Genomic DNA, 21,297 nt, shown 5'->3' with positions numbered 1-21,297 from the left:
TCATCCTGGATCGGGGTTCGACCCGGCATGGCGGTGCAATTCAAGCGGTCGGTCGTTCATTGTAATGCCCGCGCAAGGCAAATTTCACATCATGAAAGTATGGTTTTTCAATATGAAAAATCAATGCTGCGCCGCGTCCGATCATGTTTCATTGATGGGAAAATAATTTCATAGCATGAAATTAAATTAATAACATTTTGATTTTTATGAATAAAATTTTCTATCTTATATAAGATACAAGTGCTATGTGCACTGCAGCATCAGCGTAGACTGTTTTGCATCGGTTTCTTGTTTTCTCTTTCCATCAGGAGCAACACCATGACCTCTCGCGAAACGGAAGTGCGCAATTTGCAACGCAGCTGGGCGGAAGATCCCCGCTGGCAGGGCATTAAACGGGGCTATGGCGCCGACGAGGTCGTGCGTCTGCGCGGCTCGGTGGTCGTGGAACACACGCTGGCGCGCCGGGGCGCCGACAAGCTGTGGGATCTGCTGCACACCGAGAACTTCGTCAACGCACTGGGTGCCCTGACCGGCAACCAGGCCATGCAGCAGGTGAAGGCAGGCCTGAAGGCAATCTACCTGTCGGGCTGGCAGGTGGCGGGCGACGCCAACGTGTCCGGCGAGATGTATCCCGACCAGTCGCTGTACCCCGCCAATTCCGTGCCCAGCGTGGTCAAACGCATCAACAATACCTTGACGCGCTGTGACCAGATTCAGTGGATGGAAGGCAAGAATCCGGGCGACGCCGGATACATCGATTACTTCGCGCCCATCGTGGCGGACGCTGAAGCCGGCTTCGGCGGTGTGCTGAACGCCTTCGAGCTGATGAAGTCCATGATCGAGGCGGGCGCCGCCGGCGTGCACTTCGAGGATCAGCTGGCATCCGTCAAGAAGTGCGGCCACATGGGCGGCAAGGTCCTGGTGCCGACCCGCGAAGCTGTGGCCAAGCTGGTGTCCGCCCGCCTGGCGGCCGACGTGCTGAACGTGCCGACGCTGCTGGTGGCCCGCACCGATGCCGAGGCCGCCGACCTGCTGACCAGCAACATCGACGACAACGATGCGCCGTTCGTCACCGGCGAGCGCACAGTCGAAGGCTTTTACCGCACCCGCGCCGGTCTGGACCAGGCGATTTCCCGCGGTCTGGCCTATGCGCCGTATGCGGACCTGATCTGGTGCGAGACCTCGACGCCCAATCTGGAATACGCCCGCAGGTTCGCCGAGGCGGTTCATCGCCAATTTCCCGGCAAGATGCTGGCCTACAACTGCTCGCCGTCCTTCAACTGGAAAAAGAACCTGGACGACGCCACTGTGGCGAAGTTCCAGCGCGAACTGGGCGCGATGGGCTACAAGTTCCAGTTCATCACGCTGGCCGGCTTCCATGCGCTGAACTACAGCATGTTCGAACTGGCCCACGGCTATGCCCGCACGCAGATGAGCGCATTCGTCGAGTTGCAGCAGAAGGAATTCGCCGCCGCCGACAAGGGCTTCACCGCGGTCAAGCACCAGCGTGAAGTGGGTGTCGGCTATTTCGACGCCGTGACGCAGGCGATCGAGGGCGGCCAGTCCTCGACGACTGCGCTGACCGGCTCGACCGAAGAAGCCCAGTTCGAAGCGGCCACGGAGGCCCGGGTAGCCTGACCGGGGGATGATCTGATCTGTTGAGAGGGCAGGGGGGAAGAGGGCCCCCTCTGTGGTGTGCTTCGGGAAGGCGTGAGCCTTCCCTTTTTTTATAGCCGTTGTCAGCCGTACTGGCGCGAGGATTGATGATGATGCGCGAGCGATCGCCGGTCGTCGGCGTTCGAAAGGATCAACGCGATCACCATACCCACGATGGCGCCCAGGATGGTATCGATCACCCGTTCGGGCGCCATGGCGGCACTGGCGGCGGTCGGCGCGGCCAGATGTGTCATCAGCAGCGCCATAGGTGTGATGAGCGTCTGGGCAAGGCCGTAATTCACGCCGATGATGATTTCGGTGAGCACTTGCAGCAGCACGAGGGCCACGACGATCGGCCAGGCAGGGGGCTGCTGGATGAGCAGCAGCCACGCCAGGGTTGCACCGATCAAGGTGCCCGCCATCCGCTGCAGAGCGCGGTGCATGCTGATGTGAAGATGGCTGCCCTGCATGACGGCGACGGCCCCCATGGCAGCCCAGGCCGGGTGGTTCATGCCCAGGGCGTGGCTGGCATAGACCACAATGAACGCCGCGATCGACACGCGTATCGCCATGAAGCCCAGTTCTCCCAGGGACCGTTCCGGATCCTTCGGAAAGGTTCGCTCCGGCGTCGGCGGATGGCGCAAGGATTCACTGGCGATGCAGATCAGCCAGGCGAAGACGGCGGCGATCGCCGTGGCCAGTGTGCGCTCGGCCACTTGCCTCAGGTCCAGCGTGTCCGTCATCGAGCCACCGACTGCGAAGATGAAGATCAGAGGGCCGGGTGCGCCGAAGTGGTGCCGGAAGCTGATCAGCAGGTAGAAGCCGCAGGAAATTGCCATCAAGGCCAACTGGGCCGCTGGCGACCAGCCCAGCCAGGCGGTCGCCGACATGGCGAAGACCGCGAAGGTCTGCCAGAAGGCGCATTGCAGCACAATGCCCGTGCGGCTGCGCCGAGGGGCGAAGCGCCCGAACAGCGCTGCCAGCGCGCCCAACGAGGCAAAGCCCGCCAGATGCGCCCAGGGCGAGAGCAGGAACAGGGGCACGCAGATGGCGGTGGTCAGCCCCGCCTGCAGACCCGCGAGTGCCGAATTGCGTACCGAGGGTGGCGTGCCCAGTTTCAGGCTTTCTTCGAAGCGCCGCGTGTGCAGGATCTGCCGCAAGGCGTCGCGTCGGCGGGCAGGTAGCGCGATTGGCGCGTGATCGGTCGTGGTCGGACTATCGGACATCGGGGGTGGTTCTCTGGTGGAGGTTGCGTGTTGTTGTGTTTTCAAGGTCGGTGATCCGGCTGTCGATGCGATCGAAGCATTGCAACAGGACCAGAATTTCATCGTCGGATAGGTCAGCCAGCAGGGCGCGTTCCCCTTGGCCGAGCTCCCGGCGGATGTCGGCCACATGGCGCTTGCCCTCTGGTGTGAGATGCACCAGCCGGGCGCGCCCATCGGTTTCGCTGCGCTGCCGTTCGATCAGCCCCTGGCGTTCGAGGATATCGAGCACCCGGACCAGGCTGGAGCCATCGACCCCGACCAGCAGCGCCAGGTCTTTCTGGGTCATGCCGCCGCCGGTTTCGTCCAGGTGGATCAGTGGTGCCCAGGTTGCGCCCGTGAGCCCCGCCTGCACGAGATGCGCGTCGAGCACATGGTGCCAGCGGCGCGCCAGCAGCGAAAAACGGATGCCGAAACGGGCGCGCGGTCCGGGGGAGGAGGTCATAAGGGGAAAAAATGAGGTTCAACTAATTTGATTTGCAATTCAAATTATATGGCAAGCCCATGACAATGTCACGGTCGGAAGACCTGCAAGCCAATATCGAAGGCCGTCGGCGCGCTTGAGGTTCAGCCTGCCAGCACCACGATGTCACGGTGGGTCGGGTATCTGTCCCGGATGAGGGCGTCCCGGACACCCGGGTTCGTCTCGCCGATGTCATCATCCAGCAGCGCGCGATCGGCATCCTTGCGGGATAGTGAGAGCAGGGATGCCGGGATCCCGAGGGTGTGCAGGATCAGATCGGCATGGTTCATGGCGCGCAGTGCCTTCAGGGTCAGCAATTCCGGATCTATTGGACAGGGGTGGACCCAGGTGATCCTTGGCGGCGGGCAAGCGGCTGCGGCCTTTCCGGATAGCTGATCGAGCAGGGTTCGCGCGGCTAGGGCTGTGTCGCCGTGGCGCAGCAACGCCAGGACTGGCCCGTCGATCAGCCCATCGAAGAACCGGCGGCGCGCGCCGATGTCCGGGTAGGCCTGGCGGATTGCCTGCCGGTGTTCACCCGCCAGTCGGGCGAGGGTGCCGAGGACCGGATCGACGAGGGGCTCCAGATGTGTGCGCAGTCGTCGGGCCAGGACGGGGGCTGTGCCGGCTGTGGAGATGGCGATCACGAGTGGCGCGTGGTTCAGGATAGCCGGGACCTGAAAGGACGACAGGACCGGGTCGTCCACGACATTGCTGAAAATACGGCGCGCGTCGGCCGCTTCCCGGATGCGGGCATTGAGCGGTCGATCATTGGTCGCTGCGATCACCAGCCAGGCGTCATCCAGCCACTGCGGGTCGAAGGGGCCTGGCAGATGGGTCAGGTGCCCTTCGGCGCACCATTCCCGCAGGCGGGTGTTCAGCCGGATCGCGGCCACCCGGATCCGGGCGCCGCTATCCCGCAGGCTGCGTACCTTACGCTCCGCAACGGCACCGCCGCCGACCACCAGCACATCCCGCCCGACCAAATCGGCGAATAGCGGATACAGGGGCTTCATGCGGCACGTCTCCGGCTCGGCTGCGGCCAGTACGCAGAGGCTTCGGACCGGTGGGCGGCGGGTAGTGTGGCGGCGGACATCGTTGTCAGGAGCGTCTGATCCGGCGCGGCGGGCGCGCCCCGGCCGGGTGCCGGCTCGCCGATCCCGGAGACCCGGTCCGGATCGGCGAGGGATACCACAGGTCCGATGACGATCAGGCAGGGCGAGGCCAATCGTTCGTCGCGGATGCCTGCGGCCAGATCGGCGAGCGAGCAGCGCAGCGCTGCCTGCGCTGATGTCGTACCTTGGGAGATCATGGCGGCGGGTGTCGATCCCGGCAAGCCGTGCAACATCAGTTCCGTGCCCACACGCCGGATCTGGCTCAGTCCCATGTAGAACACGAGGGTGCGCTGGCGGTCACCGGCCAGCGATGCCCAGTCCAGTTCCTCGCCGCCATCCTGGCGATGGGCGGTCATCAGGCAGACTCCGGACGCCAGGTCTCTGTGGGTGAGCGGGATCCCGGTGGCCGCCGCGCAACCCGATGCCGCGGTGATGCCCGGGATCACCGTCACGGGGATGCCCTGGGCCCTCAGAGCGGCCATTTCCTCGCCGCCGCGGCCGAAGATGAACGGGTCGCCCCCTTTCAGACGGACGACGCAACGACCTGCCAGGGCGTGTGTCGCCAGCAGATCCTGGATGTCTTCCTGAGGCACGCTGTGCAGGCCGGCGCGCTTCCCGACATGGATCCGCAGGGCGTCTGGACGACAATGTTCCAGCAATTCCGAGGCGGCCAGACGGTCGTGGACGACAACGTCCGCAGCTTGCAGTGCGCGCAAGCCGCGCAGCGTGATCAGATCAGGGGCGCCGGGGCCAGCGCCGACGAGCCACACATGGCCGATCCGGCCGGGAATGGTTGGGTCGTGCGCCGGTGGCGCCGGCCCCCTGGCCGGTATTGCGCCATCAGACTTCGGGTTCGAGAGCATGGGCAGTCTCCTTCAGGGCGGTGGGGGCCGTGCGGCCGATACTGATCCTGCCGTTTTTCGCTGCATGCAGCGGCCAGCAGCGTACGGACATGGTGCCGTCTTCCAGGCATTCGCCCGTGTCCAGGCGGAAATGCTGCTTGTACATGGGCGAGGCGACGACCGTGTGGCCCTGCAGATCGCCGACGATGCCGCGCGCGAGGATCGCCGCGCCGCTGAAGGGATCGACATGGTCGATGGCGAACAGTCCGGCCTCGGTGTGAAACACGGCGATCTGGGTGCCATGGGCGCGGACCAAGATGCCGGCATCCGGGATCAGGTCGTCCACGTGGCAGACGTCCTGCCACTCGGCGCTCTCGGGTCTGACCATGGGGGCATGCACAGGGCGGTTGGCGGCATCCTGTGCAGCCTCGGCGCGCGTGGCGGGGCGTGGCTGGCCCCGCTCGCGCCGGTGGATGATGTGCTCGTCGGGCGCATCGCTGTTGACGGCCGGCACGAAGCGGCGCAGGGCTTTGGGATCCTTCAGGGTGCTGGTCCATTCGCACTCGTAGCTTTTGACCACGGCCTGCATCTGGGCCTCCAGTTCGGCTGCGATTCCCAGGCTGTCATGCAGGACCACATCCTTCAGGTAATCCAGGCCCCCTTCCAGGCTGTCTCGCCAGACGGCTGTGCGCTGCAGCTTGTCGGCCGTGCGAATGTAGAACATCAGGAAGCGGTCGATGGTCCGGAACAGAGCCTCGTCATCCAGTCCGGCCACCAGCAGCTCGGCATGGCGCGGGCGCATGCCACCATTACCGCAGACGTATAGATTCCAGCCCTTTTCGGTGGCGATCACACCGACGTCCTTGCTCTGGGCTTCGGCACATTCGCGCGTGCAGCCCGAGGCGGCCATCTTGATCTTGTGCGGCGCGCGCAGTCCCCGGTAACGGTCTTCCAGACGGATGGCCAGCCCCACGGAGTCCTGGACGCCGTAGCGGCACCAGGTGCTACCCACGCAGGACTTGGCCGTGCGCAGGGACTTACCGTAGGCATGGCCCGATTCGAAGCCGGCATCGATCAGTCTCTTCCAGATCTCCGGCAGTTGTTCCAGCCGGGCACCGAACAGGTCGATGCGCTGGCCACCGGTGATCTTGGTGTACAGGTCGTACTGGCGCGCCACTTCGCCGATGACGATCAGCTTGTCGGGCGTGATCTCGCCGCCGGGGATGCGCGGCACGACCGAATAGGTGCCGTCCTTCTGCAGGTTGCCCAGGTAGGCGTCGTTGCTGTCCTGCAGGGGCGCGAGCGGGGCCGACAGGACGTAATCGTTCCAGCACGACGCAAATATCGATGCCGCCGTCGGTTTGCAGATGTCGCAGCCGCGCCCCTTGCCGTGGCGGGTGATCAGGGTGTTGAAGTCGCGGATCTGGTTGACCCGGATCAGGTGATAGAGTTCCTGGCGGCTGTAGGCAAAGTGTTCGCAGAGGCTGTGGTCGACGGCAATTCCGCGACGTTGCAGCTCGCTCTCCAGCACTTGCTTGACCAGTGGCACGCAGCCGCCGCAGGTCGCGCCGGCCCGGGTGCGTGATTTCAGGTCACCCAGTGTGGTACAGCCGGCCGCGATGGCGCCGCATAGGTCGCCCTTGCTGACCTGATTGCAGGAACAGATCTGTGCCGAGTCGGGCAGTGTGTCCACACCCAAGGCGGGCGTGTCGCCGGCGGGGGGCGCGATCAACGTCGCCGGCTGACCGGGCAGGTTCATTCCGGTGCGGAAATACTGGTCGAGCACGCCGAAGGCCTCGGTGTCGCCCACCAGCACGGCACCCAGCAGGCGTTTGCCGGTCGGATCCAGTACCAGCTTCTTGTAGACCCCAGCCAGCGTGTCCTCGAAGACGCAGCTGACGCTATCGGGCGTGCGGCCCTGGGCGTCGCCGATCGAGGCGACATCGACTCCCAGCAGTTTGAGCTTGGTGCCCGGCAGCGTGCCCTGGAAGACCGGCGCGTCCCTGCCGGTCAGATGCGCGGCGCAGACGCGCGCCATCTCGTATCCCGGTGCAACCAGGCCGAACGTGCCCCCGTGCCAGCTGGCCACCTCGCCGATGGCGTGGATGTCGGGGTCGGATGTCCTGCAGTGTTCGTCGATGACGATCCCGCCGCGCTCGCCGATCACCAGGCCGCAGCCGTTCGCCAGCCGGTCGCAGGGCCGGATGCCGGCCGAGAACACGACCAGGTCGGATTCGAGGAAATCGCCGTCCGAGAAACGCAGCCGGTGGCGCGAGCACAGGCCGTTGCCGATGGATGCGGTCATTTTCGACGGGTGGACGTGAATGCCCAGAGCCTCGATCTTCTTGCGCAGCAGCCGGCCGCCAGGTTCGTCCAGCTGTGTCGTCATGAGCCAGGGGGAAAACTCGACCACATGGGTTTCCAGCTTCAGGCCCTGCAGGGCGCGCGCGGCTTCCAGCCCCAGCAGGCCGCCGCCGATCACCACGCCCCGGCGGCCGCCGGCGGCGGATTCCCGGATGGCTTTCACATCCTGCAGGGTGCGATAGGGCAGGCAGCCGGGTCGGTCGGCGCCCTCGATGGGCGGGATGAAGGGCACCGACCCGGTGGCAAAGACAAGCTTGTCATAGGGGTAGGACTGATCCTTGTCCAGGTGGACACGGCGCTTTTTGCGATCGACCCAGGCTGCATGCTGTCCGCGCAGGACTGTGATGCCGTGTTCATTGAAGAACGCCTCGTCGGCCAGGGCGAGCTCCGCGGGCCCGGCACCGTCGAAGCATTGGCTCAGATGCACGCGGTCGTAGGCCAGTGCCGGTTCGCTGCAGAAGACTGTGATGTCATAGCCGTGCGCATCGCGTGCCAGTTCCTCCAGCAAGCGGTGTCCGACCATGCCGTGACCGATGATGACCAGCTTCGCTCTCGGGACCGAGCCGGTCGTGGTGGTGGGAGAGGCGTGAGGATTCATGAATCGACTCCAGGGGTGATCAGCGACGGGTTCAGGAGCGGGCGGCCGGTGTGTCCGGGTTGGGAGTGGTCCCATGCGTGTTCAGGCTGGCCCGGCGGGACGAGGAGATGCCGTAGGCGCCAGCAACGCAGATCGCTCCGCCCACCAGGTTCCCCAGCGTTACCCAGCTCAGGTTCCAGAGCATGCCGGACAGGCTGACGGAGTCCGGATGATGGCCCGCCAGCGCCAGCAGCAGCACGGTCATGTTGGCCACGCTGTGTTCGTAGCCGCTGGCGATGAAGGTCAGCAGACACCAGCCGATCACGATGCAGCGGGCGCTGTCGGACGATACGCGCGCCGACATCCAGATGGCGAGGCAGACTAGCCAGTTGCACAGCACGGCGCGGGCGAACAGGCTGGCGGCGCCTGCATTCATCTTCGCTACCGCGGCGGCCATGAGCGGGCCGTTCGGGTCGCTCAGCAGCCCACCGCCGCCGCCCATGACGAACAGCCCGACCAACACGGCGGCGCCGCACAGATTGCCGGCCCAGCTCACGCACAGGACAGTGGCGGCGTCCGCCCAACTGCCTTGTCCGCGATAGCGGCGCAGTGTCATCACCATCGTGTGCCCCGTGAAGAGTTCGGCACCGGCAATGACCACCAGGATGAGGGCGATCCCGAACGTGAGTCCCATTACCAGGGGCCGGATGTCAGGTGCCAGATGGCTGCCCAGCGCGAAGATCAGAATGATGCCAAGACCGATGTAGGCGCCCGCGAGCATGCAGGAGATGAAGAAGCTGTGTGGTGCCAGGCGCAGGTGATCAAGCTTGGCATTGGCTGCCTTTACAAAGCCGTCGATGGTGTCGTCGTACATGGTTGCCGCTCCTGTTGGATGAAGGTGTTCATCTGGATATAAGCAAACGTGATGCCAACTTTTGGATGGCTTCGGGTGCCGGAAGGCAGCACCAGGAATTGCCGGGTTTTCCAAGCGGCGATGGATCAGGACGGTGCGCTGCGGCACCAACGTGGCGGCTATCGTGGTGCGGGAGGGCGCCCAGAATTTAATCCCCGGATCGGGCAAGGGCTTTTCCGGTTTATTGACTTGAGTCAAAGTTGGCTGGCGGGAAGCTGGCTATAGTCCAGCCATGCACGCTCCCTCATTGTTGACGCCTCCACCTCACATGACCGATGTCATGCGCCGCGCGCGACGGCACATGCTTGCCCGCACCGGGCTGGCGTGGCTGATCATGATGCAGGTGATGATGCTGGCGTTTCCCGGGTACCTGCGCCATGGCGCGAGGGCGGCCGATTCCCAGTTGGCGCTGGAACAAGCGATCATCCTCATGAACTGGCTCAGCCTGATCCTGTGTGTGCCGCTGGCGCTGTACTGCGCCTGGCCAGTGTGGTCCGGTGCGTGGCGCGATCTGCGGCGCGGTCGTATCGGCATGGATGTGCCGGTGGCGCTGGGCATCCTGGCAGCCTTCATCCCCAGCGTGATCGCCACCTGGCGCGATGCGGGAGAGGTCTATTTCGACTCGGTATCGATGTTCGTCGCCTTCCTGCTGGCGGCCCGCTTTCTGGAAACTTGCGCGCGTCAGGCCGTCAGCGGCCAGCCCGGGGGCGGCCGGGATGCGGGGCTCTTGCGTTCGGCGGATCGCCTGGCGTTCTGGTTCGTGTGCCTGCAGATCCTGCTGGCGGTCCTGGTCGGCTGGTATTGGTGGCGGACACAGCCCGATCACGCGCTGGCCGTGACCGTGGCGCTGCTGGTGATGAGCTGCCCCTGCGCCATGTCCATGTCGGTGCCGTCGGCCCTGGCGGCGCGCCATGCCGCGCGGCTGCGCATCGCCGCGGCGGGCGAGGGCGACGTCGCCGCGCTGGACGGCGCCACACGGCGCATCGCGCTCCAGAATCTGTATGGGTCGCTGGTCTGGCATCTGCTCATGACGCCGCTGGCGGCCTTCGGTTGGGTGCAGCCCTGGCTGGCGGCCATCACCATGTTGCTGTCCACGCTGGCCGTGGCGGCCAACGCCTGGCGGCTGACGCGCGGCGGTCGGGGCCATGCGGCGCCGCTGCTCGCCGATCCGGCCTGAGGTTCGTCCGATGGATGCCCTGTTCTTGCTTCTGCCGATTTCCCTGCTGTTCGTCCTGGGGATTGGCGTGGCGTTCTGGTGGGCGATTTTCGCCGGCCAGTTCGACGATACCCGGGACGCGGCCACCGCCATCCTGAATGACGACGATCGTGGCAGTGCCGGGCCGAGTTGATCTATGTCAAGGTCAATCCTTGGCGCTTAAGTGAATATTCAGCTTTTCAAAAATTCATGTCTTAACCTTGTTCTGAGGGGAACGTTTATGGGCACGACGGGGGGAACCGGGACACCGGCCGAAACCTTCAATTACGGTGTCGTCCGACAGTTCACCATCGCCACGATCTTCTGGGGCGTCGTGGGGATGACAGTCGGCGTGCTGATCGCATCGCAGCTGATCTGGCCGCAACTGAATTTCAATATCCCGTGGCTCAGCTACGGCCGCCTGCGGCCGCTGCACACGAACGCGGTGATCTTCGCCTTTGGCGGCAGCGGTTTGTTCGCGACGTCGTACTACGTGGTGCAGCGCACCTGTCAGGTCCGCCTGTTCTCCGACAAGCTCGCCGCCTTCACCTTTTGGGGCTGGCAGGCCGTGCTGGTGGGCGCCGCCATCACGCTGCCCCTGGGATACACCTCGACCAAGGAATACGCCGAGCTGGAATGGCCTCTGGATATCCTGATCACCCTCGTGTGGGTGGCCTACGCCATCGTGTTCTTCGGTACCATCGCCAAGCGTCGCGTGCGGCACATCTACGTGGCGAACTGGTTCTTCGGTTCCTACATCCTGACCATCGCCATCCTGCACATCTTCAACAACCTGGAACTCCCGGTGTCGATGTGGAAGTCCTATTCCGCCTATGGCGGGGTGCAGGACGCCATGGTGCAGTGGTGGTACGGTCATAACGCCGTGGGCTTCTTCCTGACGACCAGCTTCCTGGGCATGATGTACTACTTCGTGCCCAAGCAGGCCGGCCGTCCGATCTATTCGTATCGCCTGTCGATCGTGCACTTCTGGGCGCTGGCCTTCACCTACATGTGGGCCGGCCCGCACCACCTGCTGTATACGTCGCTTCCCGACTGGACACAGTCGCTGGGCATGGCGTTCTCGCTGATTCTGCTGGCACCGTCCTGGGGCGGCATGATCAACGGCATCATGACGGTGTCGGGGGCCTGGCACAAACTGCGCACCGATCCGATCCTGAAATTCCTGGTCGTGGCGCTGTCCTTCTATGGCATGGCCACGTTCGAAGGCTCGATGATGTCCATCCGCACGGTGAATGCGCTGTCGCACTATACCGACTGGACCATCGGCCACGTGCATTCCGGCGCGCTGGGCTGGGTGGCCATGATCACCTTCGGTTCGCTGTACTACCTGATTCCGCGCCTGTACGGTCGCGAGAGCATGGCGCGCCCGGACCTTATCAACCTGCACTTCTGGCTGGCGACGCTGGGGGTGGTGCTGTACATCGCTTCGATGTGGATTGCCGGCGTGATGCAAGGCCTGATGTGGCGCGCCACCGGCGAGGACGGCATGCTGACCTACAGCTTCGTCGAGGTCGTGAAAGCGACTCACCCGTTCTACATCATCCGCATGATCGGCGGCCTGTTCTTCCTGTCGGGCATGGGTCTGATGGCCTGGAACACCTGGCTGACCGTGCGCGGTCAGGAACGGGTGAATCCGCTGGTGCCGCTGGAAAGCCCGGATGCGCACGCCGCCCCCGCAACCGCCGTGCCGGCATCGGCCTGAGGAGTTGACCATGTCTGGTAGCAAGAAACGCTTTTCGCACGAGATGCTGGAGCGCAACGTCGGTCTGCTGATCGTCTTCAGCATCCTGGTCGTGTCGTTCTCCGGTCTGGTGCAGATCATTCCGCTGTTCTATCAGCATTCGACCACCACAGCGGTCGAAGGGGTCAAGCCTTACGAGTCCCTGCGGCTGGTAGGGCGCGACGTCTACATCCGTGAAGGTTGCGTAGGCTGTCACTCGCAGCAGATCCGCAAGCTGCAGTCCGAAGTGCAGCGCTATGGACCGTATTCGGTGGCGGGCGAATCGGTGTACGACCACCCCTTCCTGTGGGGTTCCAAGCGCACCGGGCCGGATCTGGCCCGCGTGGGGCAGCGTTACTCGGACGAGTGGCACCGCATCCACCTGCGCAATCCGCGCGATGTGGTGAAGGAATCCAACATGCCGGCCTATCCCTGGCTGCAGCACAACACGGTGGAAGGCACCAATGTGCAGGATCGCATGCAGGTGCTGCGCACGCTGGGCGTGCCCTACACCGACGAGGACATCGCCACGGCGCCCGAAGCGCTGAAGGGCAAGACCGAGGAAGACGCCCTGGTGGCCTTCCTGCAGGGGCTGGGCGTCGGTGGCCGCGCGGCGGCCGAGCAGGCCATGCAGAACGGGGGGCGCTGACATGGTCGCCGTGATCAATGGCGTGGTGACGGTGTTGGGGATGCTGACGTTTGCCGGCATCGTCTGGTGGGCCTGGTCGGCGCATCGCGCCGAGGCCAACCGGCAGTCGGCCATGCTGCCCTTCGCCCTGCCCGAGGAATATCAGGACGACAAGAAGAACGGGGATCCCCATGAGTGATTTCATCAGCAGTTTCTGGAGCTATTACATCGCCATCATTGCCCTGGGCGGCATCGTTTGGTGTGTGTATCTGCTGTTTTCCCAGCGTGCCTGGCTCAAGCGCGACGTCAAGGTGGTCGAAAGCACCGGTCACGTCTGGGACGGCGACCTGACCGAGCTGAACAATCCGGTACCGCGCTGGTGGACCGTGATGTACCTGCTGCTGTGCGCCTTTGCGCTGGGCTACCTGGTGCTCTATCCGGGGCTGGGCAGTTACAAAGGCACGCTGGGCTTCACCGCCGGCAATCAGGTCCTGCAGGAGCAGGACGCCCTGAACGCCCGCATCCAGCCGATCTACGAGCGCTTCCGCGACATGCCGATCCCGGAAATCGCGAAGGATGCCCAGGCACGCGACATCGGTCAGCGCCTGTTCCTGAACAACTGCGCGCAATGTCATGGGTCCGATGCCAAGGGCGGACGCGGCTTTCCGAACCTGACGGACAACGACTGGCTTTGGGGGGGCTCGCCCGATCAGATCCTGCAGACCATCACCAAGGGCCGGCACGGCATGATGCCGGCCTGGGGTGCGGTCATCAAACCGGAAGAAGCATCGGCCATCGCCCAGTACGTGCGTTCGCTGTCGGGCCTGGCGCATGATCCGCTGCGGGTCAATGCGGGCAAGCGTGGTTTCGAGACCTACTGCGTGGCCTGTCACGGGGCCGACGCCAAAGGCAATCCGCTGGTGGGCGCGCCCAACCTGACCGATGAAATCTGGCTCTACGGCAGTTCCGAGGCAACCATTCTCGAAACGATTCTGAACGGTCGTACCAACCAGATGCCGGCGCAGGAAAAGAACCTCACGCCGGAACAGATCCGTCTGTTGGCGGCCTGGGTCTGGGGTCAGTCCAACCGCTAAGCCCTAAGCCGAGCCGGCCACCGCCCCCTGAGCGCGTGGCCGACCCATGCAACCGTTCAATCCAGAAGAGCCTGTCAGACAGACCAGTCAGCATCACAGAGGACACCATGCAGAAGGAACCCTCCCAACAGGACGCCACGCAGCCACCGCGTGACGATCCGGCCTGGCAGCCCGTGCGCAGAATCCGCAAGGGTTCGGGGGGCGGCACGTCGCCACAGGTGGAAAAGGCGCTGGCCGAGGTCCGCTCGAAGATCTACCCACGCTCCGTCCAGGGGAATTTCGCACGCATCCGCGTGCTGATGGTCTTTCTGACCCAGGCGATCTTCTACGGCCTGCCATGGGTTCAGTGGGGTGGGCGCCAGGCGGTGCTGTTCGATCTGGGCGCCCGCAAGTTCTACCTGTTCGGCATGGTGCTGTGGCCGCAGGATGTGATTTACCTGGCGGTGCTGCTGGTGTTGTCGGCCTTTGCGCTGTTTCTCTTCACCGCCATGGCGGGACGGCTGTTTTGCGGCTATGCCTGTCCGCAGACGGTCTACACCGAGATCTTCATGTGGATCGAGGCGAAGGTCGAAGGCGACCGGCTGGCGCGGATCCGTCTGGACGAGCAGCCCTGGAACGCCCGCAAGCTGCGCATCAAGGGCACCAAGCATTTCCTCTGGGTTGTGCTGGCACTGTGGACGGGCTACACGTTCATTGGTTATTTCGCGCCGATCCGCGATCTGGGCGCGCATCTGGTCGCCTTCGATCTGGGGCCCTGGCAGTGGTTCTGGATGTTGTTCTACGCCTTCGCCACCTGGGGCAACGCCGGTTTCATGCGTGAAGCCGTCTGCAAGTACATGTGCCCCTACGCGCGCTTCCAGAGCGTGATGGTCGATGACGACACCTTCGTCGTCACCTACGACCACGTGCGTGGCGAACCTCGGGGCGGGCGTTCGCGCAAGATCGACCACAAGGAAGCCGGCATGGGCGACTGCGTGGACTGCAGCCTGTGCGTGCAGGTCTGCCCGACCGGGATCGATATCCGCGACGGCCTGCAGTATATGTGCATCGGCTGTGGCGCCTGCGTGGACGCCTGCGACACCGTCATGGACAAAATGGGCTACGAGCGCGGCCTTATCCGCTATACCTCGGGCAATGCGATCACCGAACGGCTCACCCAGCCGCAGGTGCGCAAGCGCATGCTGAGGCCCCGGGTGCTGGCGTACTCGGCGCTGCTTGGGGCAATCGCCATCGGCTTCGTCTTCTCGCTGGCCACGCGCACGACACTGCGGGTGGACGTGATCCGGGATCGAGGCGCATTGGGCCGGGAAGTGGCTGGTGGCCAGATCGAGAACGTCTACCGGCTGCAGATCATCAACTCGTCGGAAACGCCTGTCGATCTGGATCTGTCGGCCACCGGCGTGCCGGGTTTGGTCCTGCGCACGGCCGATCAGGGCACGAATCGTGTGCGGGTGGAGGGTTCGTCCAACCGTCTGGTGCCGGTGGTGTTGCAGGCTCCGGCCAATGGCCTGAAGCCCGGCCTCTACGACATCCGTTTCGAAACCGTCGGTACACGGGGTCCGGGCGATACGAACACCGTGATCGAACAGTCCAGTTTCTATGTCCCCAATTGATAAGGACGCTATCATGCAGCCAGTAAACCGTCAGCAGGAAACCCTATCCGAAGGCCAGCCGTGGTGGCGTCATCGCTGGCCCTGGCTGTTGCTGCTGGGGCCCGCGGTCGCAGTCGTCGGGTGTGCCATCACGATTGCCCTGGCGTTCCAGGCCTATGGCGACCAGGAAATCCACGATGGCGGTACGCGGCAGGGGCTTGTGGTGGCGCAGCCAGCCCAGGCGGCGCGCTGATTTTAGGTTTTGGTTTTACGTTCCATGTTCGGGAGAACGGCTTTGAAGGCACGCAATCTGATGTGGATCCTGTGGCCATCCTTCCTGATGGGCGGGGTGGCGAGCGCGGTGGTGTTCGCCTTGGTCGATCCCCTGGATCTGGTGTTTCTGGGGCATTTTCGCGCCAGCCGGCCGACGGTCTATACCCTGGGGTTCTTCCTGTTCTGGTGCATGGCGGCGCTGTCCAGCGCGCTGACTCTGCGCATTGCGCCGCGCGGTGTGGTGCTGGACGAATTCGGGGATCCGGTGGACTGACCGGGTTTTGCGGGGTCCGGTCTTAGCCGCAGTCGGCGCCTGACAATTCCTGCAGGCCGCCGACGTCCAGGATCTGGACTTCGCGCTGCTGGACGCGAATCAGGCCTTCGCGCGCAAAGCGCGAAAACAGACGGCTGACGGTTTCCAGTGTCAGACCCAGGAAATTGCCGATTTCCTCGCGGCTCATGCGCAGGATGAATTCATGGGGCGAATAGCCTAGCACCTGCAGGCGCTGGGACAGATTCAGCAGGAACGCGGCCAGGCGTTGTTCCGACCGCAGGCTGCCCAGCGACAGCAACTGCTGGTGCGAGCGGCTGATTTCCTTGCTCATGAGCCGGCGCAGCTGCAGGTTCAACGCGGGCAACTGAGAGGCCAGGCGGTCCATTTCGTCCAGCCGGATGATGCAGACCTCGGCGTCTTCCAGTGCGATGGCGTGGGAGACCTGCTGAGCGTTCATCAGTCCGTCGATGCCCAGGATCTCGCCTGGCAGCATAAAACCGGTGATCTGCACCTGCCCGCTGGCGTCCTCGATCTGGGTCTTGAGAGACCCGGACCGCAGACCGTAGATTGCCTCGGACGCGTCACCCTGACGGTACAGCGTGCCGCCTTTTTGTAGGCGGATGCGTTCCTTGATCAGTTCATCCATCTTGACCGCATCCTGCCGCGCCATGCCCAAGGGCAGGCAGATGGCGTTCAGCATGCAGGTGGAACACCGGGTGGACTCGGGAGCCACCGGGATGCGCCGGAGCATGGAAGTTCTGGAAGTCGGTCCGGAGGAGGGAGGATCAGCCAGCAAGGATATATCCAAAAAAAATAAGCACCGGGATGAAAAGCCCCGAGCTTCTGAAGGGGATTATAAGTTCTCTGTCAGAATATTTGTGGTTTGTACCATCTTTTTCCAGTGCTTCTTCGCTGCCACGTTGCGTTTTGTCGGCTTTTGCCGGGATGTTCCGCCCTGTCGGCGCGGCGTCTGTACAGTAGAATGCCCGCAGTAAAGATTAAGTGTCAATAATTTAAAACGCAACCATAAGGATTTCAAGCAGTGTGACGAAATCCGGGTACCGGACAAACGGGGGAAAGAATATGTCCTTGATCAGACACATGCTGGTTGGCCTGCTGCTCGGTGCGGCGAGCCTGGGATTCGTCAGCCAGGCCTGGGCCGAGCACGGTGCCGAGACGCATGGCAGCCAGGATGTCAGCTACAAGCCCGATGTGACCTTTACCCTGCGTACGTCGATTGCCGACGGCAAACTGGTATTTATCGGGGATCACGGTGATGAGGTCAACCCGGACCTGAAAGTGCCCGAGGGCGCGGTTGTGCAGATCAACCTGATCAACGGCGATGGCGCCACGCACGACATCGCCGTGCCGGAATTCAAGGCCCACTCGGATCAGATCGCGGGCAAGAACGCCGCCACGGCGATCGTGTTCCGCGCGGTGAAGAACGGGACGTTCGAATATCTGTGCACGTTGCCGGGGCACAAGGCCGCCGGGATGGTGGGCAAGGTGATCGTGGGCGAGCCCTCGACCGAGATCAAGACCCAGGCGCCGCAAATCGCCCATGATCCATCCCAGGTCGGCACGCCGGTGGGCAAGCGCGGGCCGGGGAAGGTGACAGTGGATTTGCTGACGACGGAAGTCGAAGGCCGCCTGGGCGACAACAGCACGTATCGCTTCTGGACCTTCAACAACAAGGTCCCTGGCCCGTTCGTGCGGGCGCGGGCAGGCGACACGGTGACCGTGAACGTCACCAACGCGAAGGACAGCACCCACATTCATTCGATCGATCTGCACGCGGTGACCGGGCCTGGCGGCGGGGCGGCGGTGACCCAGGTGCCGCCGGGGCAGACGAAGTCATTCACATTCAAGGCGCAGCACCCAGGACTGTTCGTCTATCACTGCGCCACGCCCATGGTGGCCCAGCACATCACCAACGGCATGTACGGCATGATTCTGATCGAACCTGAAGGCGGCCTGCCCAAGGTCGATCACGAGTTCTATGTGATGCAGGGCGAGCTGTATACGGCCGAGCGGCATGGTGCCAGCGGCCTGCAGGAATTCTCGCTGGAAAAGCTGCTGGCGGAAAATCCGGAGCACGTGATGTTCAACGGATCCATGGATGCCCTGACCAAGATCTACAGCATGGAATCCAAGGTGGGCGATACCGTCCGTATTTTCTTCGGGGTGGGCGGGCCCAACCTGACGTCCAGCTTCCACATCATCGGGGAAGTGTTTGACAAGGTCTATGACCAGGCATCCCTGACCAGCAAGCCGCTGACCGACGTGCAGACCACCCTGGTGCCGCCAGGCGGAGCCACGATGGTGGAATTCAAGACGGACTATCCGGGCCGCTATCTGCTGGTGGATCATGCCCTGTCGCGGGTGGAAAAGGGCGTGGGCGGCTTCCTGACCGTCAAGGGCAAAGCGGATCAGACGCTGTTCCATAGCGACGAGGCGATTGACCCGAATTCAGGGCATTGATGTGAAGCCACGGTTTCTGGTGCGATCCTGCACCAGAAACCGTTTGGCATTGCTGCTGCGTTGTGCTAGGATCATCCAATGAACTCGATTCCCTATTTCTTTTATTTTTTTCCGTTTCTGAAGCCGCTGGTGGAGGAAGGGAATCGCTGTACATTCAGGTAGTCAACAAATTCCCCAAAAGCCGCCGGCGATGCCAGGCGGCTTTTTTGTTGCTGCCCTGAACACCGGATTCATGATTGGAGCAAGACCGTGTCACACAATACCGACGATATCCGCATCCGGGAAATCCGTGAACTGGCGCCGCCCGCGCACGTGATGCGCGAGTTTCCCTGCACACCGGCGATTTCCGGCACCGTGCATGATGCGCGGCACGCTGTGCACGACGTGCTGTATGGCCAGAGCGACCGCCTGGTGGTGGTGATCGGGCCGTGCTCCATTCACGATACCAAGGCCGCCATGGAATACGCCCGCCTGCTGGTGGAACAACGCCAGAAGTACGCCTCCGATCTGGAGATCATCATGCGGGTGTACTTCGAGAAGCCCCGTACCACGGTCGGCTGGAAGGGACTGATCAACGACCCGGGCCTGGATGGCAGCTTCGACATCAACCAGGGCCTGCGCACCGCCCGCGAACTGCTGATCCACATCAATGCGCTGGGTCTGCCGGCCGGCTGCGAATTCCTGGACATGATCACGCCGCAATATATTGCCGATCTGGTGTCCTGGGGGGCCATTGGCGCGCGCACGACCGAAAGTCAGGTGCACCGCGAGCTGGCGTCCGGGCTGTCGTGCCCGGTGGGCTTCAAGAACGGTACGACGGGGGATACGCGCATCGCCATCGACGCCATGAAAGCGGCATCGAACTCCCATTATTTCCTGTCGGTGACGAAGGGCGGCCATTCGGCCATCGTGTCCACCCGCGGCAACGAGGACTGCCACATCATCCTGCGCGGCGGCAAGGCCCCCAATTATCAGGCCGAACACGTGCAGGCGGCGGCCCAGGCCCTGGAAAAGGCGGGTATGCCCGCACGCATCATGGTGGATGCCAGCCACGCCAACAGCCATAAGGATTACACTCGCCAACCCGAGGTCGTCGAGGACATCTGCCGGCAGGTCGAGGCGGGGGATTCCCGCCTGTTCGGCGTCATGATCGAAAGTCATCTGGTGGGCGGCCGTCAGGACCTGGTTCCGGGGCGCCCGCTGGTGTATGGTCAGAGCATCACCGATGGCTGTGTCGACTGGGATACCTCGGTAGCGCTGCTGGAACGCCTGGCTGCGGCCGTGCGTGTGCGTCGTCAGCGGCTGGCCACCGCCGATCGCGAATCGGTCGGCAGCGCCGCCTGATGCCTTGCCTGTCAGCCGCCCGATCCGGTTGACCCGACGAATCCCGTTTTCAGGATCGAACATGGATACACTGCATTTCGTACAGCAGCCGCGACCCTTGCCGGAAGGCTTTCTGGCAACCCTGCGGCAGCGATTTGGCGAGCGATGCTCGACCGCGCAACCGGTGCGCGATCATCATGGCCGTGACGAGTCGCCTTATCCGGCGATGCTGCCCGACGTCGTGGTGTTCGCGCAGTCCGTGGACGAGGTCGCCTGGGTGGCGCGCCATTGCAACGACCATGGGATCGCCCTGATTCCCTATGGCGCGGGTTCTTCGCTGGAAGGCCATCTGCTGGCGGTGCAGGGTGGGGTTTGCCTGGATCTGTCGGGCATGAACAAGATCCTGAACGTACATGCCGAAGACTTCACCGCCACGGTGCAGGCGGGCGTCACGCGCAAGCAGCTGAACGAATCCTTGCGCGAAACCGGCCTGTTCTTTCCCATCGATCCGGGGGCGGACGCCAGTCTGGGCGGCATGTCGGCGACGCGCGCGTCCGGCACCAACGCCGTGCGCTACGGGACCATGCGCGAGAACGTCATGTCCCTGAAGGTCGTCACGGCAGACGGGCGCATCATCGAAACCGCCAACCGGGCGCGCAAGTCCTCGTCGGGCTACGACCTGACCCGCCTGTTCGTGGGCAGCGAAGGCACGCTGGGCATTATTGTCGAAGTGACGGTGCGGTTGTATCCGCAGCCAGAGGCCGTGTCGGCCGCCGTCTGCAATTTTCCCGATCTGGATTCGGCCGTGCGCAGCGTCATCCAGATCATCCAGATGGGCGTCCCGATCGCCCGGGTGGAATTCATGGACGTCGGTGCCGTGCGTGCCACCAACCGTTACAGCCATCTGACCCTGCGCGAATCGCCCTTGCTGCTGTTCGAATTCCACGGCAGTCCCGCAGGCGTGCGCGAGCAGGCCGAACTGGTCCAGCAGATCACGGGCGATCTTGGCGGCCAGGATTTCGACTGGGCGGAACGCCCGGAAGACCGCAACCGCCTGTGGACGGCGCGGCACAACGCGTATTTCGCGGGCGTGCAGCTGCGCCCCGGGTGCCGCGCCAGTACGACGGATGTCTGTGTGCCGATTTCCCGGCTGGCCGAGTGCGTGGGCGAGACCGCGCGCGAACTGGATGCCGCGCCTTTTCCCTACACCATCGTGGGGCACGTGGGCGACGGCAATTTCCACGTGCTGATGCTGCTGGATCCGGACAGCGATGCCGAATGGAACGAGTCCGAACGCCTGAATCACCGGCTGGTCGAACGTGCCATCGCCATGGAAGGCACGTGCACGGGCGAACATGGCGTGGGTCTGCACAAGCAGGTTTTCATGCAGGCGGAACACGGCGCCGATGCGCTCGACGTCATGCGCGCGCTAAAGACAGCGCTGGACCCGCGCAACACCCTCAATCCGGGCAAGATGCTGCCGCCCTCGGTGGCCTGAGCACAAGGA

Annotated in this window: 20 protein-coding genes; 13 read left to right on the top strand and 7 right to left on the bottom strand. The window is 63.7% G+C overall.

Annotated features, from left to right (window positions below; translation table 11 throughout):
- The first annotated feature begins 318 nt into the window (after positions 1-318).
- On the top strand, positions 319-1,638 hold the full coding sequence (aceA, locus tag ABCV34_RS06915) for an isocitrate lyase (protein ID WP_345798469.1): 1,320 nt from the start codon (positions 319-321) through the stop codon (positions 1,636-1,638).
- A gap of 101 nt (positions 1,639-1,739) precedes the next feature.
- Here aceA and ABCV34_RS06910 read toward each other — a convergent pair whose 3' ends face one another.
- The 6 genes from ABCV34_RS06910 to ABCV34_RS06885 all read right to left on the bottom strand — a co-directional run bounded on the left by ABCV34_RS06910 (position 1,740) and on the right by ABCV34_RS06885 (position 9,150).
- Complete coding sequence (locus ABCV34_RS06910) at positions 1,740-2,882, bottom strand: FUSC family protein (RefSeq protein ID WP_345798468.1); 1,143 nt, start codon at positions 2,880-2,882, stop codon at positions 1,740-1,742.
- Complete coding sequence (locus tag ABCV34_RS06905; protein WP_345798467.1) at positions 2,872-3,363, bottom strand: MarR family transcriptional regulator; 492 nt, start codon at positions 3,361-3,363, stop codon at positions 2,872-2,874. The genes ABCV34_RS06910 and ABCV34_RS06905 overlap by 11 nt, the downstream gene beginning before the upstream one ends.
- A 122-nt stretch (positions 3,364-3,485) precedes the next feature.
- Positions 3,486-4,394 (bottom strand): NAD(P)-dependent oxidoreductase, encoded by a 909-nt coding sequence (locus ABCV34_RS06900; RefSeq protein WP_345798466.1) that lies wholly within the window; start codon positions 4,392-4,394, stop codon positions 3,486-3,488.
- Positions 4,391-5,356 carry a uroporphyrinogen-III C-methyltransferase gene (gene cobA, locus ABCV34_RS06895; protein WP_345798465.1) on the bottom strand — a complete coding sequence of 322 codons (966 nt, stop codon included), beginning with the start codon at positions 5,354-5,356 and terminating at the stop codon, positions 4,391-4,393. Before cobA ends, ABCV34_RS06900 begins: the two co-directional genes overlap by 4 nt.
- Positions 5,334-8,297 carry a nitrite reductase large subunit NirB gene (gene nirB / locus ABCV34_RS06890; protein ID WP_345798464.1) on the bottom strand — a complete coding sequence of 988 codons (2,964 nt, stop codon included), beginning with the start codon at positions 8,295-8,297 and terminating at the stop codon, positions 5,334-5,336. The genes cobA and nirB overlap by 23 nt, the downstream gene beginning before the upstream one ends.
- A 31-nt stretch (positions 8,298-8,328) precedes the next feature.
- Positions 8,329-9,150 (bottom strand): formate/nitrite transporter family protein, encoded by an 822-nt coding sequence (locus tag ABCV34_RS06885; protein WP_345798463.1) that lies wholly within the window; start codon positions 9,148-9,150, stop codon positions 8,329-8,331.
- A gap of 271 nt (positions 9,151-9,421) precedes the next feature.
- Here ABCV34_RS06885 and ABCV34_RS06880 point away from each other — a divergent pair, with 271 nt between their 5' ends.
- The 9 genes from ABCV34_RS06880 (at position 9,422) to ABCV34_RS06840 (ending at position 15,986) form a co-directional block, all read left to right on the top strand.
- Positions 9,422-10,366: a hypothetical protein gene (locus tag ABCV34_RS06880; protein WP_345798462.1), complete on the top strand. Its 945-nt coding sequence runs from the start codon at positions 9,422-9,424 to the stop codon at positions 10,364-10,366.
- 10 nt (positions 10,367-10,376) lie between these two features.
- Positions 10,377-10,538, top strand: coding sequence for a cbb3-type cytochrome oxidase assembly protein CcoS (gene ccoS, locus ABCV34_RS06875; RefSeq protein WP_345798461.1), 162 nt, complete (start codon positions 10,377-10,379; stop codon positions 10,536-10,538).
- 87 nt (positions 10,539-10,625) lie between these two features.
- Positions 10,626-12,107, top strand: a complete 1,482-nt coding sequence (gene ccoN, locus ABCV34_RS06870; RefSeq protein ID WP_345798460.1) for a cytochrome-c oxidase, cbb3-type subunit I — start codon at positions 10,626-10,628, stop codon at positions 12,105-12,107.
- Positions 12,108-12,117: 10 nt separating this feature from the next.
- The gene (gene ccoO / locus ABCV34_RS06865; RefSeq protein WP_345798459.1) at positions 12,118-12,774 is read left to right on the top strand and encodes a cytochrome-c oxidase, cbb3-type subunit II; all 657 of its coding nucleotides are present in this window, start codon (positions 12,118-12,120) and stop codon (positions 12,772-12,774) included.
- A 1-nt stretch (position 12,775) separates the two neighbouring features.
- Positions 12,776-12,952: a CcoQ/FixQ family Cbb3-type cytochrome c oxidase assembly chaperone gene (locus ABCV34_RS06860; protein ID WP_345798458.1), complete on the top strand. Its 177-nt coding sequence runs from the start codon at positions 12,776-12,778 to the stop codon at positions 12,950-12,952.
- A complete protein-coding gene (ccoP, locus tag ABCV34_RS06855) occupies positions 12,945-13,847 on the top strand; it encodes a cytochrome-c oxidase, cbb3-type subunit III (RefSeq protein ID WP_345798457.1) in 903 nt (300 codons plus the stop codon). The genes ABCV34_RS06860 and ccoP overlap by 8 nt, the downstream gene beginning before the upstream one ends.
- Before the next feature lie 107 nt (positions 13,848-13,954).
- Positions 13,955-15,460, top strand: coding sequence for a cytochrome c oxidase accessory protein CcoG (gene ccoG, locus ABCV34_RS06850; protein WP_345798456.1), 1,506 nt, complete (start codon positions 13,955-13,957; stop codon positions 15,458-15,460).
- 13 nt (positions 15,461-15,473) lie between these two features.
- Entirely contained in the window at positions 15,474-15,692 is a 219-nt protein-coding gene (locus tag ABCV34_RS06845; protein ID WP_345798455.1) for a hypothetical protein, read from the top strand.
- Between the two features lie 42 nt (positions 15,693-15,734).
- Entirely contained in the window at positions 15,735-15,986 is a 252-nt protein-coding gene (locus tag ABCV34_RS06840; RefSeq protein ID WP_345798454.1) for a hypothetical protein, read from the top strand.
- Positions 15,987-16,008: 22 nt separating this feature from the next.
- Here ABCV34_RS06840 and ABCV34_RS06835 read toward each other — a convergent pair whose 3' ends face one another.
- Positions 16,009-16,737 (bottom strand): helix-turn-helix domain-containing protein, encoded by a 729-nt coding sequence (locus ABCV34_RS06835; protein ID WP_345798453.1) that lies wholly within the window; start codon positions 16,735-16,737, stop codon positions 16,009-16,011.
- A 332-nt stretch (positions 16,738-17,069) separates the two neighbouring features.
- Here ABCV34_RS06835 and nirK point away from each other — a divergent pair, with 332 nt between their 5' ends.
- The 3 genes from nirK (at position 17,070) to ABCV34_RS06820 (ending at position 21,288) form a co-directional block, all read left to right on the top strand.
- Positions 17,070-18,467 carry a copper-containing nitrite reductase gene (nirK, locus tag ABCV34_RS06830; RefSeq protein ID WP_345798452.1) on the top strand — a complete coding sequence of 466 codons (1,398 nt, stop codon included), beginning with the start codon at positions 17,070-17,072 and terminating at the stop codon, positions 18,465-18,467.
- 249 nt (positions 18,468-18,716) lie between these two features.
- On the top strand, positions 18,717-19,811 hold the full coding sequence (gene aroG / locus ABCV34_RS06825) for a 3-deoxy-7-phosphoheptulonate synthase AroG (RefSeq protein WP_345798451.1): 1,095 nt from the start codon (positions 18,717-18,719) through the stop codon (positions 19,809-19,811).
- Positions 19,812-19,872: 61 nt separating this feature from the next.
- Entirely contained in the window at positions 19,873-21,288 is a 1,416-nt protein-coding gene (locus tag ABCV34_RS06820; protein ID WP_345798450.1) for an FAD-linked oxidase C-terminal domain-containing protein, read from the top strand.
- The last annotated feature ends 9 nt before the right edge of the window (positions 21,289-21,297 follow it).

This window comes from Castellaniella sp. MT123, assembly GCF_039614765.1.
GTDB lineage: Bacteria > Pseudomonadota > Gammaproteobacteria > Burkholderiales > Burkholderiaceae_B > Castellaniella.
This window is presented reverse-complemented; position numbering and strand designations above follow the sequence as displayed.

Coding starts and splice junctions, on each gene's coding strand:
- ccoP (WP_345798457.1), top strand. CDS start 12,945: ATGAGTGATTTCATCAGCAGTTTCTGGAGCTATTACATCGCCATCATT.
- ccoN (WP_345798460.1), top strand. CDS start 10,626: ATGGGCACGACGGGGGGAACCGGGACACCGGCCGAAACCTTCAATTAC.
- ABCV34_RS06860 (WP_345798458.1), top strand. CDS start 12,776: ATGGTCGCCGTGATCAATGGCGTGGTGACGGTGTTGGGGATGCTGACG.
- cobA (WP_345798465.1), bottom strand. CDS start 5,356: ATGCTCTCGAACCCGAAGTCTGATGGCGCAATACCGGCCAGGGGGCCG.
- ABCV34_RS06835 (WP_345798453.1), bottom strand. CDS start 16,737: ATGCTCCGGCGCATCCCGGTGGCTCCCGAGTCCACCCGGTGTTCCACC.
- nirB (WP_345798464.1), bottom strand. CDS start 8,297: ATGAATCCTCACGCCTCTCCCACCACCACGACCGGCTCGGTCCCGAGA.
- ABCV34_RS06910 (WP_345798468.1), bottom strand. CDS start 2,882: ATGTCCGATAGTCCGACCACGACCGATCACGCGCCAATCGCGCTACCT.
- nirK (WP_345798452.1), top strand. CDS start 17,070: ATGTCCTTGATCAGACACATGCTGGTTGGCCTGCTGCTCGGTGCGGCG.
- ABCV34_RS06900 (WP_345798466.1), bottom strand. CDS start 4,394: ATGAAGCCCCTGTATCCGCTATTCGCCGATTTGGTCGGGCGGGATGTG.
- ABCV34_RS06880 (WP_345798462.1), top strand. CDS start 9,422: ATGCACGCTCCCTCATTGTTGACGCCTCCACCTCACATGACCGATGTC.
- ccoO (WP_345798459.1), top strand. CDS start 12,118: ATGTCTGGTAGCAAGAAACGCTTTTCGCACGAGATGCTGGAGCGCAAC.
- ABCV34_RS06845 (WP_345798455.1), top strand. CDS start 15,474: ATGCAGCCAGTAAACCGTCAGCAGGAAACCCTATCCGAAGGCCAGCCG.
- ccoS (WP_345798461.1), top strand. CDS start 10,377: ATGGATGCCCTGTTCTTGCTTCTGCCGATTTCCCTGCTGTTCGTCCTG.
- ccoG (WP_345798456.1), top strand. CDS start 13,955: ATGCAGAAGGAACCCTCCCAACAGGACGCCACGCAGCCACCGCGTGAC.
- ABCV34_RS06820 (WP_345798450.1), top strand. CDS start 19,873: ATGGATACACTGCATTTCGTACAGCAGCCGCGACCCTTGCCGGAAGGC.
- aceA (WP_345798469.1), top strand. CDS start 319: ATGACCTCTCGCGAAACGGAAGTGCGCAATTTGCAACGCAGCTGGGCG.
- ABCV34_RS06885 (WP_345798463.1), bottom strand. CDS start 9,150: ATGTACGACGACACCATCGACGGCTTTGTAAAGGCAGCCAATGCCAAG.
- ABCV34_RS06905 (WP_345798467.1), bottom strand. CDS start 3,363: ATGACCTCCTCCCCCGGACCGCGCGCCCGTTTCGGCATCCGTTTTTCG.